This is a genomic window from Streptomyces sp. NBC_00390 (assembly GCF_036057275.1).
Classification (GTDB): domain Bacteria; phylum Actinomycetota; class Actinomycetes; order Streptomycetales; family Streptomycetaceae; genus Streptomyces.
Genome location: NZ_CP107945.1, coordinates 2,811,452 through 2,829,083 on the forward strand (window position 1 = coordinate 2,811,452; position 17,632 = coordinate 2,829,083).

The window sequence follows — 17,632 nt, forward strand, 5'->3', positions numbered from 1 at the left end:
CAGGGGCGCGGAGGTCGAGCGTCTCAGGCCGGGGTCGGTGCACCCTCCGCGGCCGCGGGGACCGTGGTCTCGCGCGGCGTGAGCAGACGTTGCGCCAGGAAGCCGAAGGCGACGCCGAACACCGTCCACAGCACCGCCTGGACCGCGAGCGATGCCAGGCGGAACTCCCACAGCACTGCCGCCGGGAAGCCCTTCGCCACCGCGTCCTCGTTCGAGGGCAGGAAGACGAACGCGATCGTCACCGCGGCGATGAAGCCCGCGCCGGCGACCAGAGTTGCGTTCCAGTTGCCCAGGCGCGGCGCCAGGCGGCGGCCCGCGATGGTGGCCGCGATGCCGAGCAGCACACTGAGCAGGATCATCAGGAAGAACAGCGTGGTGCGCTTGCCGATGGTGTCCGGGTTGCCGACAGCCGGCGGGGTGGCCGGGTACTTCAGGAACGGCACCAGGAAGACCGTGGTGAACGCGGCCGCCGCGGTGATGGCCGCAGTCGCGCGCGGGGTGAAGCGGCCCAGGCGGCCGAGCAGGAAGCAGAACGCCAGCGACGCGATGCCGCCCAGCGCAACGCCGTAGACGAGGACGCCGCTGCCGAGGCCTGCGGTCGACTGCACCGCGCGGCTGACCAGTTCCTCTTCCTCCTCGGCTTCGGCCGCGGCGCCGCCGTGTCCGGCGTGGGCCGCTTCCTCGGCCGCCGCGGCCTCTTCGACCGCGATCGAGGCGTCCACCTGGGGCTCACCCAGGCTGTAGGCGACGGCGAAGGCGAAGAGCGCGGCTATCAGGCCCGCGAGCATGCCACGGACCAGTAGATTTCTGACAGTTGAGGCGTACACGTACTCAAGCCTCTCAGTGGCAGGGGAAGCCGAGCAGGTGACGCCCGTCGTGCACCCATTCGTGCACGTCGGCGCCGGCGAAGACGGAGGTGGCGCCCTGTTCGGCACCCACGAAGTACAGGGCGACGAGGGCAAGGAGGCCGATGAACACCGCCCAGGGCAGTACCGCCCGCACGGGGAGAGAGGTCAGTTCGGGTACGGCAGGGGTGGAAACGGCGCCGGATACAACAGCCTCGGCCATGGCGGAACCTCCTTGGGGAACACGCGTCCCATACGGTGGTGCGCGACGACGGTCCGCGGGTCTGACTCGCCGCCGCGGACACGCCCGTGCAAGGGCTTCCGCTGCGGCACTACAGTGGCGCGACCGTGCCGGACTCTCACCGGGCTTCCGTCTCGCCGTCGTCGTGATGATTGAAATTGTCGCGGTGACCGTACCGCGACGCTCACATCTGGCCAAGGGGCTGAGGCGCGAATCACTCGCTTTCGCCCCCGTGCGCCTCCTGTACGCCCCCTGTGTGCTGTTGAGTAGGGTGCCCGGATGCGAGCACGCCGATGACCGTACGAGTCACCCTCATCTCGCCCGCGATGAGCGTGGCGTTGCGGGACGCCCGGTTCGACGACGGCCTGCCGCTGGATCCCGCCGGGTTCGCGAGTCTGGAGCGGGCCGAGCGCATGAGCGGGCGTGCGCACGTGTCGGACTCTGCACGCTGCCACGCGACCGCAAAGGGCCTCGGGCTGGACGCCGAAGCTCTGCCCGCGCTCGCGGGCTGCGCCATGGGACGCTGGCGCGGACTGCGCCTGGACGAGGTCGCGGCCGCCGATCAGGCCGCCGTCACCTCCTGGCTGACCGACCCCGGTTCCGCACCCCATGGCGGGGAGTCGCTGCGGGACCTGCGGATCCGCGTCGGTGCCTGGCTCGACGCGTCGGCCGACCGCGACGGCGACGGCGGACGTCTCCTCTGTGTCGTCGAACCCGACGTCGTACGCGCCGCGTTGGTCCACGCCCTGTCCGCACCCGACAGCGCGTTCTGGCGGCTGGACGTCCGGCCGCTCACCGCGACCGGACTCAGTGGCCGGGCAGGGCGTTGGAACGTTCAGGCCGGGCGATCGCTCGTCGCGCCAGGCGGGTAGGAGCGGGCGGGGCCTCGTACGCCAGTCGGCGACGGGTACGGCTGAGCATCATGCGGGCCATCACGGGGTGGAAGAGGCGTACGACCCCGAAGTACAGCCTGCCGCGCAGGTTGTGGATCCTGACCACCGTCGTCAGGGTGACCGTGTCCTCGTCCTCGTCGACAAGGAGCGAGGCGCGGAAGTCCAGATGGGACGCGTCCTCGCCGAGCAGGATCTCGTGCGGGGCGGTCGCCCGCACCGGGAAGGGGAGCACCGTGCGCCAGGCCGCGGGGTCGCGGGGCATCCCGGGGTCCAGCGGCAGTTGCCAGGAATCGGTGAAGTCGGGGTCACCGCAGGCTTGTCGGGCGAGAACAGCGCCCTCGGGAGAGTCGACCGCGGACGGGCGCTCCCAGACCGCGCGGCGCATCAGGCGCGCCCATCGGGTCCAGCGGGTGGGGCGCGGCGGCTGGTCGGGAGTCGCCGCGCGGACGACGTTGTCGAGGAGTTCCTCCACCATCGTGTCGTGCAGGGGCCGGATCACCAGTGACCACAGCAGGCTGTCCTTCAGGCCCTGTTGCTGCTCGAGGACATGGCGGATCCGGCAGCGTGAGTCACCGAGCGGCTCGATGCCGAAGGAGTGATGGCCGGTGCCCGGCGGGGTGAAGTCGAAGCGGATGCTGCGGCCGGGTTCGTAGGCCCCGACCGAGTAGCGGACGAAGCCGTGCCCGCCGTCCGCGCCGACGGCGAGAGGGCGGTCGAAGCGGATCGGGGGCCAGACCGGGGTCGGGCTGATCGGGTCGTCCTGCGAGCCGAGGCGGTCGAGCAGGGCGCCCACCACTGCGGCGGGGGCTTCGACGACGCGCTCGTGGACGTTGCGTACCGTGCGCATTCCGCACCTCCATACGGTGGCGTATGTTCAACCGTACGGTAGCGTATGGACATGGTGCAACCGAAGGACTCAGGGCGGGAGAAGGGCCGGGAACGCAAGCGGCTCACCGCCGGTGACTGGGCCGACGCGGCGCTCGCCGCCATGGCGGAGCGCGGGCTCGCCGCCGTCGCCGTGGAGCCCCTCGCCGCCCGGCTCGGCACCACCAAGGGCAGCTTCTACTGGCATTTCGCCAACCGGGAGGCGCTGATCGAGGCCGCGCTGCTGCGGTGGGAGGAGCTCTGCACCGAGGAGATCATCACGGCGCTGGACGCCGAGCCGGACCCTGAGACGCGGCTGCGCATGCTCTTCCACGAGGCGACCGCGTCGGCCGCCGAGGATCCGCTCGAGGTCTCCCTGCTCGCCACCGCGGCGCACCCTCAAGTCGCTGCCACACTACGGCGGGTGACGGAGCGTCGGGTCCGGTACGTGGCCCAGCTCTTCGAGGAGCTCGGCTTCCCGCCCGAGGCGGCGCGGCAGCGGGGGCTGCTGGCGTACACGAGCTATCTCGGGCACACCCAGCTCACGCACGCGGTGCCGCAGACGCTGCCGGCGGGGGCGGAGCGCGACGCGTATCTGGAGTCGATGATGGACACGCTGCTGCGCCGCGACGCGTAAGAGGGCGGCGGGGCGGTCCGGTCATGCCGAGCGGCGCTTGCGCGGGGTCGCCTTCTTCGCCGTGGACTTGGCGGTCGTGGACTTGGCGGTCGTGGACTTGGCGGTCGACTTGGCCGCGGTCTTCGCGCCCGCCGTCTTCTTCGTCTCCGCCTTCTTCGCCGTCTTCGCCGTGGACTTGGTCGCCGCCGTCTTCTTCGCCGCCGTCTTCTTCGCGCTCGTAGCCGTCGACTTCTTCGCTTCCGGCGTCTTCGGGGCGGACCGGCCCTTGAGCTGCGTGACCTTCGCGACGTCGCCCTCCTCGCCGCGTGCCTCCTTCGCCGCGCGCACACTGCTCTCCAGCGCGGCCATCAGGTCGATCACCTTGCCACGGCCTTCCTCGGGCGGAGCCTCCGGCACCGTGACGCCGCCCTCGACCTTCGCGGCGATCATCTCCTCGACCGCTTCGCGGTAGTCGTCGTGCAGCGAGTCGAGTTCCACCTCGCCGAGGGTGGCCATCAAGGCGTCGGCCAGGTCGAGTTCGGCCTCGCGCACGGTGACCTCGGTCTGCGGCGCCACGCCCTCCGGTTCGCGGATCTCGTCCGGCCACAGCAGGCCGTGCATGGCGATCACATTGTCGACGACGCGCAGCATGCCGAGCCGCTCGCGCCCCCGGAGGGCGAATTTGGCGATGGCGACCTTCTGGCTGCGCTTGAGGGCCTCCCGCAGCAGGGTGTACGGCTTGGCGGCCGGGACCCCGTTGGCGGAGAGGTAGTACGCAGCCTCGATCTGGAGCGGGTCGATCTCCGATGCGGGGACGAAGGCGACGATCTCGATCGTCTTCGCCGTCGGCAGCGGCAGTGTGGCGAGGTCCTCGTCCGTGATCGGGATCAGGGTGCCGTCGGCGTCCTCGTAGGCCTTGCCGATCTCCGCGGCACCGACCTCCTTCTCCTCCAGCTCGCAGACCTTGCGGTAGCGGATCCGGCCTCCGTCGGCCGAGTGGATCTGACGGAAGGAGACGGAGCGGCTCTCGGTGGCGTTGACGAGCTTGATCGGGATGCTGACCAGACCGAAGGAGATCGCGCCGTTCCAAATGGATCGCACGTTCCATCCCTTTCATCCGCTTTTCATGGGATTCTCATACTATGACGCCGATCACGGAGGTGGAGGGGCGGCGCCTGGCGCTCACCAATCTGGAGAAGGTGATCCACCCCGCCACGGGCACCACCAAGGGCGAGATCGTGCACTACTACGCCACCGCGGCGGAGGCGATCCTCCCCCATCTGCGCCATCGCCCGCTGTCGTTCCTGCGGTACCCGGACGGCCCCGACGGGCAGCTGTTCTTCACCAAGAACCCGCCACCGGGAACCCCCGACTGGGTGGACACGGCCCTGGTGCCGCGTTCGGAGGACGTGAACGCCCACCAGGTCGTCGTACAGGATCTGCCGTCCCTGATCTGGGCGGCCAATCTGGTGGTGGAGTTCCATACGCCGCAGTGGCGGTCCGACGCGCCGGCCGTCGCCGACCGTATGGTCTTCGACCTCGACCCCGGCCCGCCCGCGGGCGTCGCCCAGTGCTGCGAGGTGGCGCTGTGGCTGCGCGAGCGGCTGGCGGCCGACGGCCTGGAGGCATACGTGAAGACCTCGGGCTCCAAGGGTCTGCATCTGCTCGTGCCGCTGGCTCCCACCCCCTCCCGGAAGGTCTCGGAGTACGCGAAGGGCCTGGCGGTCGAGGGCGAGGCGGCTCTGCCGAAGCTGGTGCTGCACCGGATGGCCAAGGCGCTGCGGCCGGGGAAGGTCTTCGTCGACCACAGCCAGAACGCCGCAGCGAAGACGACCGCTGCCCCCTACACCCTGCGCGCCCGCCCCGAGCCGACCGTGTCCGCGCCGGTGACCTGGCAGGAGGTCGAGGCGGGCAGGGAGCTCTCCTTCCTGATGGGCGACATCGCGCCGCGCCTCCAGGACTACGGGGACCTGCTCGATCCGCTCATCGATCCCGACCGGGCCGGGCAACTGCCATGAGTGCGCCCCTGCCGCCGCTGAAGGTCGCGCTCGCCGAGTCCGTGAGCGTGCTACCGCGCGGAGCGGGGCTGGCGTACGAGCCGAAGTTCGACGGCCACCGTGTGGTGGTCTTCCGGATCGGCGGGGAGGTGCTGTTGCAGGCGCGCTCGGGCCGGATCATCACGGCCGCGTTCCCCGATCTCGCGGACGCCGCACGGCAGTTGCCGGACGGCACGGTGCTCGACGGGGAGGTGGTGGTGTGGCGGGACGGGCGTACGGACTTCGCGGCGGTGCAGAAGCGGGCGTCCGCCACGCCCGGGCGGGCGCCGGGTCTCGCACGCCGGTTGCCCGCCTCGTACGCCGCCTTCGATCTGCTGGCCGAGGCCGGGAAGGATCTGCGGGCGCTCGCGTACGAGAAGCGGCGCGATCGGCTGGTCGCGCTGACCGGTGCGCTCGGGCCGCCGCTGCAGCCGGTGCCGATGACGCTGGACGCCGCGGAGGCGGCCACCTGGTTCGAGACGCTGCCCGCGTTGGGCATCGAGGGGCTGGTGGTCAAACGGCTGGACCAGACGTACCGCGGCGGCGTACGCGCCTGGCGGAAGCTGCGGCACACCCATACACGTGACTCGGTGGTCGTCGGCTTCACGGGCAGGGCGACGCGGCCTGCCGCGCTGGTGCTCGTACTGCCCGACGACGACACACCGGTGGTGTCGAGCGGGCTGACGCCGGGTGTGCGCGCGCAGGCGGCAGCGGCGCTGACCGGGCGGGCGACCGGGCGGCGCGGTACGGCGATCGCGACCGGGGTGGGCGAGGTGGCGTACGAGTGCGTGGAGCCGGGGCCGACGGCCGAGGTGGAGCTGGGCACGACGCGGCACACGGTCACCACGGTGCTCAGGCTGCGGCTGACCGGCGACCTCGACGGCAGCGATGACGGCAGCGATGACTCCGGTGACGACGCCGGTGATGGGACCGATGACGGCGGGACAATTAATCAAGTTTGATTAGACTGTCCCGTCCGGGGTATCCTCACGGCGAGCAAGTAGTCAAGTTTGACGAGATGAGCAAGGAGACAGTGTGACCTTTCTGCCCGGCACCGGATACACGCCGACCGCCGAGGAACTGACGAGCATCCAGGAGTGGTTCGCCGCCTACGACGCACACAGCGCCAAGCGTGACGTCGAGCGCATGGCGGATCTGGCCGTCTTCCCGCTCAACCTGGTCAGCGACGACTCGGCGGGCAACGGGGCATCGGCCCAGTGGGACCGGGAGCAGTTCGTGGCGACCATGACCCAGGTGATGGGCGACGGCAGCGACGACATCGCCTTCGAGTCGACCCGGACGCCGGTCTTCCTGTCCCCCGCCATGGCCGTGGTGTTCACCGACTCGGCCATGACCATGGACGGACACACCCAGCACCTGCGGTACGCCGACATCCTGATCCGGCGGGACGGGAAGTGGGCGTTCCAGACCATGCTGCAGAGCGGCTGGGGCGACAACCTCCGCTGACCGCCGGCGCGTTCAGACCCGCAGCCAGGTCCGGCGGTCGCGGGCCGTCGCGTAGAGGGCGTCGATGTCCGCGGGCCCCAGCACGCCGCCGAGCCCGGCGAGTGCGGGCACCTCCCCGTCCCGCAGGATCCGGACGTCCTGCGGCGGCACGGGCCGGATCTCCAGGCGCTCGGCGCCGACCACCGCAAGGACCGGCAGCACCGCCACGGCGAGCGTATGCGCGGCGCGTTCGGCACGGCGGCGGGTCAGGCGCAGACACGGGCTCGGCACGGCACGACCGGTCCTGACCTGCGGGTCGGCGATCAGGACCCGTTGCCGGAACGCCGCGAGGGTGTGGACGGCGAACACCCCGCCGGGGCCCACCGCCAGGTGATCGATGCGGTCGGCGCCCGGCAGTGGCACTGCGTGCACCACGCGCCGGCCGATCGCCTCCAGGCGGTCCAGCTCGCCGCCCAGCCGTTGCTGTGCGGTGAGTCGGGCACGTCGCGGATCCGCCCGCAGCCGCCGTACGCCCGGCCCGCGGTGGTGGGTGCCGGGCCGGCCCGCACCGGTTTCGGGGAGCGGGTCGAGCTCGGCGTGCAGGGCCTCGCCGGGACGGTTGGGCGCGAGGTCGTCGTCCGGATGGAGGGCCAGGCGCGCAAGGTGGGCGGTGGTCGGCACGGGCGGCGGTCCGAGGGTGACGTCGCCGGTCACAAAGGGTGCCAGGGCCGCCGGCACCTCGTCCCCGTACCCCTCGACGACCAGACTGACGCGGCCGATCGCCGGGTCGTACCAGGCGAGCGTGCGGCCGCTCGGGAGGGTGACGTACAGCCGGTCCCTGCCCGGCTCTCGCGCGGGAGTCACCCGCAGTCCCTGCATGCCGCCACCCCCTGCACACGGTCCTTCGACCATGGGACCAGCCCCTGGCACCGGGGGCAACAGCCCGGGAACCGAAGGACGCAGAGCGCCGTTGGCTGTAACCCCTCGTTACCGGACACGATGTCGGGGCGTTGGTGCACACTCTCCCCAGAAACCAAGGCTGTTGGGAGGGGGACGAGCGTGTTCGGGGGGATCGACGAGGTCGACTGGGCCTCATTGGAACATGCCTACGGCCCGGCCGACGACGTGCCGGCGCTGCTGCGCGGGCTCGCGTCCGCGGACCCCGAGGAGCGCGAGGCCGCGCTCGACCAGATGTACGGGGCGGTGCACCACCAGGGAGACGTGTACGACTCCACGCTCGCCTGCATCCCGTTCCTGCTGGAACTTGTCACCGATCCGGCGGTGCAGGACCGCGGGGCCGTCATCGAGCTGCTGACCAGCATCGGCGGCATCGATCTGGACGGTGACGACGAACTCGACCCGGACGACGAGGAGTTCGAGAACGCCGCGAACTACGCGATGGCGGCGTCGGCGGTGACCGCGGGCGCGGATGTGTTCATCGAGGTCGCCGGGGCCGACGAGCGCGGGGCCCGCCTCGCCGCGCCGCTCGCGCTCGCCAGTCTGCACAGCGATCCGGTGCGGGTGCTGCGGCTGCTTCGGGAACGGCTCACGATCGAGCCCGACGCCGAGGTGCGCTTCGCGTACGTCGAGGCCGCCGGACGCATCGCGCTGCGGCACAAGTGTCTGACGCCCGAGGTCGTGCAGTGGCTCACCGGACTCACCGCGACGGCGTACGGCCCCGGGCTGCGGCTCGCCGCGCTTGCCCAGCTGGCGCGGTGCGCGCCGGGCGCGCTGCCGGCCAATCTCGTCAGCGCGGTCACGGCACTGTTGCGCCAGCTGCGGGCGGACCCGGTGCCGCCCGCTTCCGGGGAGACCGCCGCCGGACCGACCGCGCTGCCCACGCCGACGGGGCAGCTGCGCGGGAGCCGCGAGGCGGAGCCGGCCGGCCGCGGCGCGCCCTGGGCGGCGGACCTGCTGCGTACGCTCCACTGCGGTCTCGGGGACCGTGTGGACGACCGGATCGCCCTGCTGGCCGACCAGTTGTGCAGCCCTGACTGGGGCCAGCGGCTCCACGCCGTACGGATGAGCAGCGCCCTGCTGCGGACCTGGCGCGGCGCGTTCGATGAGCTGGTGTCGCTGATCGGCGAGCAGCTCGCCGACCCCGAGCCACGGCTCGCCGGTGCGGCCGCCTGTGCGCTGGAGGAGCTGTTCGGTCTGGCGGAGCCCGCCGCCGACGCACTGGCGGAGCGGGTGGCCGCCGACCCGGGCGCGTGGGTGCGGCAGTGGCCCGGCGGCCCGCCCACCCTCGGCAGCGCGGTCACCGCGCTGGCCAGGACCGGGGACGCACGCGTGGTGCCGGTCCTGGCGCTGATCCTGGAGCGCGCCGAACTGCCGCGGGATCTCGGGGATGTGCTCGGCCACCTGGGAGCGGCCGGCGCGGCGCTCGCGCCGGCGCTGTGCGACAGGCTCGCCCGTCTGGAGCTCGACGGCCGGCTCTTCGAGCGGGCGCAGCCGCTGCTGCACGGGCTGTCGGCGCTGCGGGCCGCCACATCGTTACCCACGGCTGCGCCCGAGGTAGTGGCAGCCGTGCTGCGACTGCTGCGAGGGGCGCCGAGCGTACGGCGGGAGCGGGTCATCGAATCGGCGCTGCGGACGCTGACGGCGTTCGGGCCGGACGCGGCGGAGGCGCTGCCCGAACTGCGGGGGTATGTGCGCCATGCGGGTCATCTGCCGGGGCCCCGCTCCAGGATCGTCAGCCCCGGATCCGGGTTCGGCGCCGGTTCCGGTTCCTGGCCGGGGGCCGGTTCCCGGTTCGGGGCCCTGTTCGACCCGGGGTTCGGTCCGGGGACGGGATTCGGCCCCGCGGCAGGGGCGGGGGCCGGGTTCGGGAGCGAGCCGGGCTCCGGGTTCGGGGCGGGATCCGGCTTGGGAGCGGGGTCGGGATCCGGCCCGGGCATCGGAGCGGGGTTCGCGGCAGGGGGCGACGGCGCCGGGAACGAGCCGTACAACGTGGACAGCAGACCCGGCGCCGCCGGGCACGGATTCGGGCGTCCCGGAGGTGCGCGGCCTCCTGGCGGCGGGTCCGGCCGGGGACAGGGGCAGCGCTCCACTCCGGGTGTCGACGCCGATTTCTCGCCGTTCTCGCCCATCTTCACGCCCGCACTCGCCGCCCGGACCGCGGCGGCACTGTGGGCCATTCAGGGCGAGGCCGACGAGGTGCTCCCGGTGCTGCGCACGGTGCTGGCCTCGGGCGACGAGGAGGCCAGGCGCTCGGCCGCCGGAGTTGCCGGATCGCTGGGCGCGGCGGGTGCCTCTGCGGCGCCGCTGCTGCGCAGGCTGCTGCGGTCGGAACAGCCGGTGACCCGGGTGGAGGCGGCGGTGGCACTGTGGCAGGTGACCGGGGACCCGGGGCAGTCCTGGCCGGTGCTGCGCTCGGCCTGGAAGGAGCTGCCGCACAGCCGGGTCGCCACCGCGAAGTGCCTCGCGGAGCTGACAATGGAGGGGCCGGCCGGAGCGCAGCGGCTGGTGGTCGGCGAGCTGCTGTCCGTGCGGCGCCACAACGCGATGGACACCGGATCGGGCAGCCATGACATCTTTACCGACGAGACACTGCTGGACCTGTGCCGGCAGGCGGTGAACAGAGAGGGACCGACGGCGTGATCATCTTCGGCACCAAGGGCTACCTGTACCAGCTCGCGATACTGACGCTGGTGTGTGGCCACTGCGGCAATCCGTCCGCGCACACCCTCAGGAAGCGCGTCACCAAGTTCACGCTGTTCTTCGTTCCGCTGTTCCCGATCTCGACGAAGTACCTGACTCAGTGCACCTTCTGCGGTGCGGAGCAGAAGATCACCGCGGAGCAGGCGCAGCAGCTCCAGGTCCAGAACGCGGGCGGCCAGTCGTACAACCAGGTGCAGCAGCCGGGGCATCAGCAGCCGTACCAGCGGTGACCCGGACAGCTTCCACCGCACGGCACGAGGGACACCTGCGCGAATAAGGTGGGCGGGACGGACACCCGCGCACCATCGGGCCATGGCCCGCCGCAAGGAGAACCTTGAGCTCGACCACGCACCGCCTGATGTGCGCGGCGCTGCTGACGGCGGCCGCGGCCGGCGCACTGGCCGGCTGCGGCGACGAGGGTGGGCTCAAGAGCGCGGGCGCGACCCCGACAGCGATCGGACCGGTGCGGCTCTGGCCCGGCCTGCCGCCGGTCACCGCGCCTCCGTTCGACTACGGCGAGAGCGACACCGAGTCCATCCCCGGCATCACGGTGCCGGACGGCCACGTCCGTGCGCTCGGTCCCGTCACCGTCGTCCGGAACGACGCCGCCGCTCACCCGGACCAGCTCACCGGTCCGGTCAAGATCTACGAGAAGCGCGGCCGGCTTCTGCCGGCACTGCCCGAGCTGTTCGACGGTCGCGCGGCGGATCAGCGCCGGCGATCTGGACGCCCGTGTCAACGATCCGCGCACCAAGGACCCCTCACGCCCGCAGGACGAGGTGGCCACGGTCTCCGCCGCGCTGGACACCATGGCCTCGACCCTTCAGGGCAAGCTGCTGAGCGAGCAGCGGTTCACCGCCGACGTTGCGCACGAGCTGCGCACTCCGCTGACCGGCCTGAGCGCGGCCGCCGAACTGCTGCCGGAGGGGCGCCCGGCGGAGCTCGTACGCGACCGGGTGCGGACGATGCGGTCGCTGACCGAGGATCTGCTGGAGATCTCCCGGCTGGACGCGGGCAGCGAGAGAGTCGATCTGGCGGTGCACGAGCTGCCGGAGCTGGCGGAGCGAGTGGTGCGGGCCTCCGGGACGGACACCGAGGTCCGGGTGGTGCGCGCGGCCAGTGTCGAGACCGACCGGCGGCGGCTGGAGCGGGTGCTCGGCAATCTCGTGTCCAATGCGCACCGGCACGGTCGACGGCCGGTGGAGATGGTCGTGGACGGCCCGGTGGTGACGGTCCGTGACCATGGTGCGGGCTATCCGGACCATCTGGTGGAGCACGGGCCGCAGCGGTTCCGGACCGACGGCGGCAGCAAGGGGCACGATCTCGGACTGACCATCGCCGTGGGGCAGTCGGCGGTCATCGGGGCGGAACTGCGGTTCCTGAACGATCCGGAGGGCGGCGCCGTCGCCCGGGTCACGCTGCCGGAGTACGTACGGTCACGGGATTCGATGAGATGTCAGACGGCAATCAGGGCTGCGATTCGTCCGATTCGTAGACATATTGAGCTAGTTTGCGTGGCATGACCGCACCCACGGCGGACACTCCCCCGCCGGAGCCACGCCTCACCAGGCGCCGGGGCGTCGAACTCTCGCTCCTGGTCTGCGCCGTCCTCATCTCCGTCTACGGCTACATCGGCGTCGGTCTCGCACGCAGCGGGGCCGTGCCACCCGACGCAGTGGGCTACGGTGCCGGCCTGGGAGTCCTCGCACTCCTCGCCCATCTCGCCGTACGCTTCCGCGCCCCCTACGCCGACCCGCTGCTGCTGCCCATCGCGGTGCTGCTCAACGGCATCGGCCTGGTGCTGATCTACCGGCTCGACCTGGAGACTCCCGGCTACCGGGCCGCGCCGACCCAGCTGGTGTGGTCCGCGCTCGGGGTCGCGCTGTTCACCGCGGCCGTGATCGCCCTGAGCGACCACCGGGTGCTGCAGCGGTACGCGTATGTCTCGGTCACCGCCGCCCTTGCCCTGCTGACCATGCCGATCTTCTTCCCGGCCGTGAACGGCGCGAAGATCTGGATCCGCGTCGGCGGACTGTCCTTCCAGCCGGGCGAGTTCGCGAAGATCCTGCTCGCGGTCTTCTTCGCCGCGTATCTGGCCGCCAACAGCAACGCCCTCGCCTGCACGGGCCGCAGAATCATCAGCAGGCTCCAGCTGCCCACCGGCCGCGTACTCGGTCCCGTGCTGGCGGTCTGGGCGGTCAGCGTGGGCGTGCTGGTGGTGGAGCGGGACCTCGGCTCGTCGCTGCTCTTCTTCGGACTGTTCGTCATCATGCTGTACGTGGCGACCGGCCGGACCGGCTGGATCGCCGTCGGACTGGTGCTCGCCGCGGCGGGGGCATTCGCCGTCGGCTCCCTCGAGCCCCATGTCCACGGCCGGGTCGAGGACTGGCTGCACCCCTTCGCGACCATCGAGGCGGGCCAGGGGCCCAACCAGCTCGCCCAGTCGCTGTTCTCGTTCGCGTCCGGCGGCATGCTCGGCACCGGACTGGGCCGTGGGCACTCGATCCTGATCGGCTTCGCCGCCAAGTCCGACTTCATCCTCGCCACCGCGGGTGAAGAACTGGGTCTGGTGGGTCTGATGGCCATCGTCCTGCTGTACGCGCTGCTGGTGGAGCGCGGCTACCGGGCGGGGCTGGCCCTGCGCGACCCGTTCGGGCGGCTGCTCGCCGTCGGCCTGGCCTCGATCGTCGCGATTCAGGTCTTCGTCATCGCCGGCGGGGTGACGGGCCTGATCCCGCTCACCGGCATGGCGATGCCGTTCCTCGCCCAGGGCGGTTCGTCCGTCGTCACCAACTGGGTCATCGTCGCACTGCTGATCAAGGTCAGCGACTCGGCCCGCACGCCCGAGCGGGCACCGGTCGAGCCGGGTGTCGTCGCCGAATCCATGGAGGCCGGACGGTGATCCGCTGCATCCGGCACGCCGCGGTGTTCTGTCTGCTGCTGCTCGTCGCCCTGCTGGTCAATGCCGCGCGGGTGCAGGTCGTCCAGTCCGACCGCCTCGACAGCAACCCGGCCAACCGGCGCCTCGCCATTGCCCGTTACGCCGAACCGCGCGGCAACATCCTGGTGGACGGCAAGCCGGTCACCGGATCTCGGGACAGCGGGCAGCAACTGCGCTACGAGCGCACCTACGTCCACGGCCCGATGTACGCTCCGGTGACCGGGTACGCCTCCCAGACCTATGGCACCAGCATGGTCGAACACGCCGAGGACGGCACCCTTGCCGGTACCAGCGACCTGCTCGCACCGCTGCCGCTGCTGCACGAGCTGACCCGCTTCCGGCCGGGGGCCGGCCACGTGGTCACCACCATCAGGGCCTCCATGCAGAAGGCGGCGTACGACGGGCTCGGCGGCCGGCGGGGCGCGGTCGCGGCGATCGAGCCGGGCACGGGCCGGATCCTGGCGCTGGTCAGCAGCCCGTCGTACGACCCCGGGGTGCTGTCGGGCACCGGGGAAGAGGTCACGGGTGCCTGGCAGCGGCTGAACGGGCTCATGAGTCAGCCGATGCTCAACCGGGCGATCCGGCAGACATATCCGCCGGGCTCGACGTTCAAGATCGTGACAGCCGCCGCGGCACTGGACGCGGGAGTCGTCGACCATGTGGACGCGCCGACCGGTGCGCCCGATCCGTACATCCTGCCCGGCACGCGCACCAGGCTCCCCAACGAGGCGGACCGCTGCCGCAACGCCTCGCTCGCGTACGCGATCCAGTGGTCGTGCAACACGGTGATGGCGCATCTCGGGGTGAAGATCGGGCTGGCCGGGATGCTGAAGGCGGTCGGCGGGTTCGGCTTCAACGACCGGACCCTGAGGATTCCGTCGCCGGTGTCCCCGTCGAACTTCGACACGGACATGAGCGACGACCAGCTGGCGCTGTCGTCGATCGGGCAGTTCGACACGACGGCGACGCCGCTGCAGATGGCGATGGTGTCCGCGGCGGTCGCGGGCGGCGGGCATCTCAAGTACCCCTATCTGGTGGAACGGGTGACGAGGTCGGACGGCGACACGATCGCCCACTACGGCCGGCGGCCGTACCGGCAGGCGATGTACCCGGCGACCGCGCACCAGCTGCAGCGGCTGATGGTGCGGGTCGTCGAGGAGGGCACCGGCAGCAACGCCGCGATCAAGGGCGCCACGGTGGGCGGCAAGACCGGCACGGCCCAGCACGGCGTGGGCAACTCCGGTACGCCGTACGCCTGGTTCATCTCATGGGCGCAGGCGCACGGGGCGCCGCAGGCGGCGGTCGCGGTCGCGGTGGTCGTCGAGGACACCTCCGTGAACCGTGCGGACATCAGCGGGGGCGGCAGCGCGGCGCCGATCGCACGCGCGGTCATGGAGGCGGCGTTGCGGACCTCCAGGAGCTAGGCCCTGTCCGGGCGATCTTCGAGGATCAGCCTGCGGCGTCAGATGCGGTACATCGCAAGGCGGAGGATCGCCCTCGTACTGGACGTACTTGGGCGACTCCGACAACACAGCGAGGTGCCGTAGCTGTCGTCGCGGGCCCGACAAGATCGCCCGGACAGGGCCTAGGGCGACGGCAGGCGTATCACCCCTCGCCGCCGTCCGGTCGCGTCGGTGACACCAGAGAGGCGACCGGGCCGAGAGGGTTCCAGTCCCTGTCGCGCCCGGTGAGCCGGGCGGTCACCCGGCGCCAGGCCGCGGCGTCGGTGCCGAGCCGGCCGCGGACGAGGGCGGCGACCTCGTCCACGGCGGCCCGTATCTGCCGCGGCGCGTCGGTGCGGCGCCTGGCCGCGTTGAGGTAGGACAGGACCAGAGCGGCCGGAGCGGCTTCATGAACGAGATACCGGCCCGACAGATGGCCCGCCGCCAGAAGATGGTCCAGCTGACGGCCCAGCGGCTCGCTGTGGCGGCCGCCGAGACCGTGCCGGAGGCGGGCGCGCGTCAGCTCCGGACTGCTCGGGACCCTGTCGTACGCCGGCTCGGGAAGCCGTTCCGCATGGCGCAGCTTCAGGCCGAGCGGGGCGTCGGGGAGGTTGACCAGCTGGTCCCAGTGCGGGATCGGCTCGCGAAGATGCTCTGCCTCCAGGCTCTTCCAGTCCGGCTCGGCGGCCGTCCGGCGGATCACATCGGCCGTCTGCCAGTGCCTCTCGCACCGGCGCAGGCGCTTGGCGAGCTTCTCCGTGGACAGTTCGCGCTCGGCACGGGCCTGGATGACGGCGAGGGGGTCGTCCGCGGCCAGGGCCTTCTGGCAGAGTCCGGCCGCGGCCTGGCCCAGATGCCCGGCGTCCACCAGCGCGGAGAGACGCTGCGGGCCGCCGTACCGCAGGAGGTTGAGGCAGCCGACGAGTTGCTGGACAAGGCTCAGCGGCTTGCCCATCCGGGCGAAGACCTCCTCGATGAGGTCCGGTTCGGCCGATCGGAGCCACAGGACGCCACCTGGCGGGGTGGCCACGGGATCGGACCGCAGCTCGGTCAGGAGCCCGGCGGTCAGCGGGCCGGGGGACATGATGACGCGGAGTGTGATGTGACGGTGCCCGCTGTTTCGCAGGAGGGCGAGGTCGACGGCCGGATCGTGGAGGTCGGCAAGGCGGTCCTCGAGTTCGTCGTTCAGCCACCGTGACTGCGTGGCGAGGATCCGCAGCGCCTCGGGGTCGCCCAGCCGAAGAAGGTGGTCGAAGGCCGCGCGGGGCGTCCGGTCGTACCGGAGCAGATAGGCGGCGAGCCGCCACGGCGCGTCGGCCCCGAGCCTGGGCAGTACGGCGGCGAGCGCCTCGGGCGGGGCCAGGCACAGCAGTGTCCCCGGCGGCCATGTCCACAGGTGGTTTCCGCGCTCGAGCAGCCTCAGCGCACTGTCGGGAGTGGTGGGGGCAGCGGTCCGGAACAGCCTGCCGTCGTCCATGCCGATGTCCTCGCGCCAGGCGGCGAGTGCCGCCGGATCGACGGCCGCCGTGGTGCGGGAGCGGTCGAGGAGCTCGGGCCAGGTCGCTCCGCCGCCCCGCCGGCCGCCGCGGCCGCACTGTGCGCCGGACGCCTCCCCTTCGGACGCCTCCCCTTCGGGCACGTCCCCTTCGGACGCCTCCCCGGGCGCAGCCTCCGGTGCCCGGTCGGACGCTGCGTCGCACGCTGCGGCGGCGAGCCGCAGCCAGGCGTCCGTGTCGCTGCCCAGTTCCTGGTCCAGACGCGCGGCGAGTGCCCCGCTCCATGCGGTGGGGAAGGACAGCCGCCGCCAGTCGTGCGGGAGGGCCAGCAGCAGGCGGGCGGGCAGTACGTCCAGCAGGTCGTCGGTCTGGAGGATGCCGTGGGCGTAGGCGCTCTCCACGGTGTGCGCGCACGAACGGCAGCTCTGCGGACGCGTCGCCCTTGCCCCTTCCCGGGTGGGAGCGGCGCACCAGCCGTCGTCCGGTCGGATGCCGTGGGCGCGACATGCCTCCATCAGCCAGTCCGGGGTCTCGAGCCCCGGAGCGTCGTCGTGGTCGTGCCGGGCCAGATACCGCAGGCTGCCGGGGTCGTCCGGCAGCGGGACGTCCCCCGGCGCGAGGGCCAGCAGGAGGTCCAGGGCGCTGAGCGCGGCCCGTTGCCTCGCGCCGATCGGAGCGTCGGGAGGTGACGGCTGCGGTTCAGGAAGTACGGACGGGGGTTCGGATGCCGGCGCCGTCACGGGGCCACCGGCCTCCGACGGGCCCGGATATGTGGCCTGCTCACCCGCCGTCTGCCCGGCCATCGTGATCAGCTCGGTCAGCGTGCCGGTGAAGTGGGGCAGCCGCTGTGTCAGCGCCGTCCACGCGGCCGGACGGTGCGCGAGGTGCTCCTGGACCAGGGCGTGCAGCGCTGCCCGTGTCCCATCGCCGAGCAGGTCGCGCTCGGCCAGATGCGCCAGCGCGTCGACCGCGCGAGGGGCGGGGCGGGCGGTCCTGAGAAGTCCGGCGGGGTCGAGGAGGTCTGCGCGGACCATGCCCTCCGCCCATGTGGCGGCGGCGTGGTCGAGCGGCTCCTCGGCCAGTCGCCTCTGCGGTGGGGTCAGGTTGCCGCTGATGCGGCCGCCTGCCCGCCAGGGCTCGTTCAGCAACCTG

14 protein-coding genes and 2 pseudogenes are annotated in these 17,632 nt (G+C 72.0%); 10 read left to right on the forward strand and 6 right to left on the reverse strand.

Annotation, left to right across the window (positions count from 1 at the left end):
- Nucleotides 1–23: 23 nt before the first annotated feature.
- Nucleotides 24–827 (reverse strand): CbtA family protein, encoded by an 804-nt coding sequence (locus OHS70_RS11670; RefSeq protein ID WP_328396468.1) that lies wholly within the window; start codon nt 825–827, stop codon nt 24–26.
- A gap of 13 nt (nt 828–840) precedes the next feature.
- Nucleotides 841–1,068 (reverse strand): CbtB domain-containing protein, encoded by a 228-nt coding sequence (locus tag OHS70_RS11675; protein WP_328396470.1) that lies wholly within the window; start codon nt 1,066–1,068, stop codon nt 841–843.
- 311 nt (nt 1,069–1,379) lie between these two features.
- Here OHS70_RS11675 and OHS70_RS11680 point away from each other — a divergent pair, with 311 nt between their 5' ends.
- Complete coding sequence (locus OHS70_RS11680; protein WP_328396472.1) at nt 1,380–1,958, forward strand: histidine phosphatase family protein; 579 nt, start codon at nt 1,380–1,382, stop codon at nt 1,956–1,958.
- On the opposite strand, the gene OHS70_RS11685 is transcribed toward OHS70_RS11680, so the two are convergent.
- The gene (locus OHS70_RS11685) at nt 1,894–2,826 is read right to left on the reverse strand and encodes a DUF2867 domain-containing protein (RefSeq protein WP_328396474.1); all 933 of its coding nucleotides are present in this window, start codon (nt 2,824–2,826) and stop codon (nt 1,894–1,896) included. The genes OHS70_RS11680 and OHS70_RS11685 overlap by 65 nt on opposite strands.
- Before the next feature lie 51 nt (nt 2,827–2,877).
- Here OHS70_RS11685 and OHS70_RS11690 point away from each other — a divergent pair, with 51 nt between their 5' ends.
- Nucleotides 2,878–3,480: a TetR/AcrR family transcriptional regulator gene (locus OHS70_RS11690; RefSeq protein WP_328396476.1), complete on the forward strand. Its 603-nt coding sequence runs from the start codon at nt 2,878–2,880 to the stop codon at nt 3,478–3,480.
- A gap of 21 nt (nt 3,481–3,501) precedes the next feature.
- Here the strand turns inward: OHS70_RS11690 and ku are convergent, their stop codons facing one another.
- Entirely contained in the window at nt 3,502–4,560 is a 1,059-nt protein-coding gene (ku, locus tag OHS70_RS11695; RefSeq protein WP_328396478.1) for a non-homologous end joining protein Ku, read from the reverse strand.
- 41 nt (nt 4,561–4,601) lie between these two features.
- On the opposite strand from ku, the gene ligD reads away from it, so the two are divergent.
- The 3 genes from ligD to OHS70_RS11710 all read left to right on the forward strand — a co-directional run bounded on the left by ligD (nt 4,602) and on the right by OHS70_RS11710 (nt 6,962).
- The gene (ligD, locus tag OHS70_RS11700) at nt 4,602–5,477 is read left to right on the forward strand and encodes a non-homologous end-joining DNA ligase (RefSeq protein ID WP_328396480.1); all 876 of its coding nucleotides are present in this window, start codon (nt 4,602–4,604) and stop codon (nt 5,475–5,477) included.
- On the forward strand, nt 5,474–6,457 hold the full coding sequence (locus tag OHS70_RS11705; protein ID WP_328396482.1) for an ATP-dependent DNA ligase: 984 nt from the start codon (nt 5,474–5,476) through the stop codon (nt 6,455–6,457). The genes ligD and OHS70_RS11705 overlap by 4 nt, the downstream gene beginning before the upstream one ends.
- 73 nt (nt 6,458–6,530) lie before the next feature.
- Complete coding sequence (locus OHS70_RS11710; RefSeq protein WP_328396484.1) at nt 6,531–6,962, forward strand: nuclear transport factor 2 family protein; 432 nt, start codon at nt 6,531–6,533, stop codon at nt 6,960–6,962.
- A gap of 12 nt (nt 6,963–6,974) precedes the next feature.
- On the opposite strand, the gene OHS70_RS11715 is transcribed toward OHS70_RS11710, so the two are convergent.
- Nucleotides 6,975–7,820, reverse strand: coding sequence for an NERD domain-containing protein (locus OHS70_RS11715; RefSeq protein ID WP_328396486.1), 846 nt, complete (start codon nt 7,818–7,820; stop codon nt 6,975–6,977).
- Between the two features lie 180 nt (nt 7,821–8,000).
- On the opposite strand from OHS70_RS11715, the pseudogene OHS70_RS39050 reads away from it, so the two are divergent.
- The 5 genes and pseudogenes from OHS70_RS39050 to OHS70_RS11740 all read left to right on the forward strand — a co-directional run.
- Nucleotides 8,001–9,605, forward strand: a pseudogene (locus OHS70_RS39050) (PBS lyase); the annotation flags it as partial.
- Nucleotides 9,606–10,537: 932 nt separating this feature from the next.
- Complete coding sequence (locus tag OHS70_RS11725) at nt 10,538–10,831, forward strand: zinc-ribbon domain-containing protein (protein ID WP_328396490.1); 294 nt, start codon at nt 10,538–10,540, stop codon at nt 10,829–10,831.
- 462 nt (nt 10,832–11,293) lie between these two features.
- Nucleotides 11,294–12,124 (forward strand): annotated as a pseudogene (locus tag OHS70_RS11730) (histidine kinase dimerization/phospho-acceptor domain-containing protein); the annotation flags it as partial.
- Complete coding sequence (locus OHS70_RS11735) at nt 12,121–13,503, forward strand: FtsW/RodA/SpoVE family cell cycle protein (protein ID WP_328396492.1); 1,383 nt, start codon at nt 12,121–12,123, stop codon at nt 13,501–13,503. The pseudogene OHS70_RS11730 and the gene OHS70_RS11735, both read left to right, overlap by 4 nt.
- Nucleotides 13,500–14,966 (forward strand): penicillin-binding transpeptidase domain-containing protein, encoded by a 1,467-nt coding sequence (locus tag OHS70_RS11740; RefSeq protein ID WP_328396494.1) that lies wholly within the window; start codon nt 13,500–13,502, stop codon nt 14,964–14,966. Before OHS70_RS11735 ends, OHS70_RS11740 begins: the two co-directional genes overlap by 4 nt.
- Before the next feature lie 181 nt (nt 14,967–15,147).
- Here OHS70_RS11740 and OHS70_RS11745 read toward each other — a convergent pair whose 3' ends face one another.
- Complete coding sequence (locus OHS70_RS11745; RefSeq protein WP_328396496.1) at nt 15,148–17,628, reverse strand: hypothetical protein; 2,481 nt, start codon at nt 17,626–17,628, stop codon at nt 15,148–15,150.
- Nucleotides 17,629–17,632: the final 4 nt, after the last annotated feature.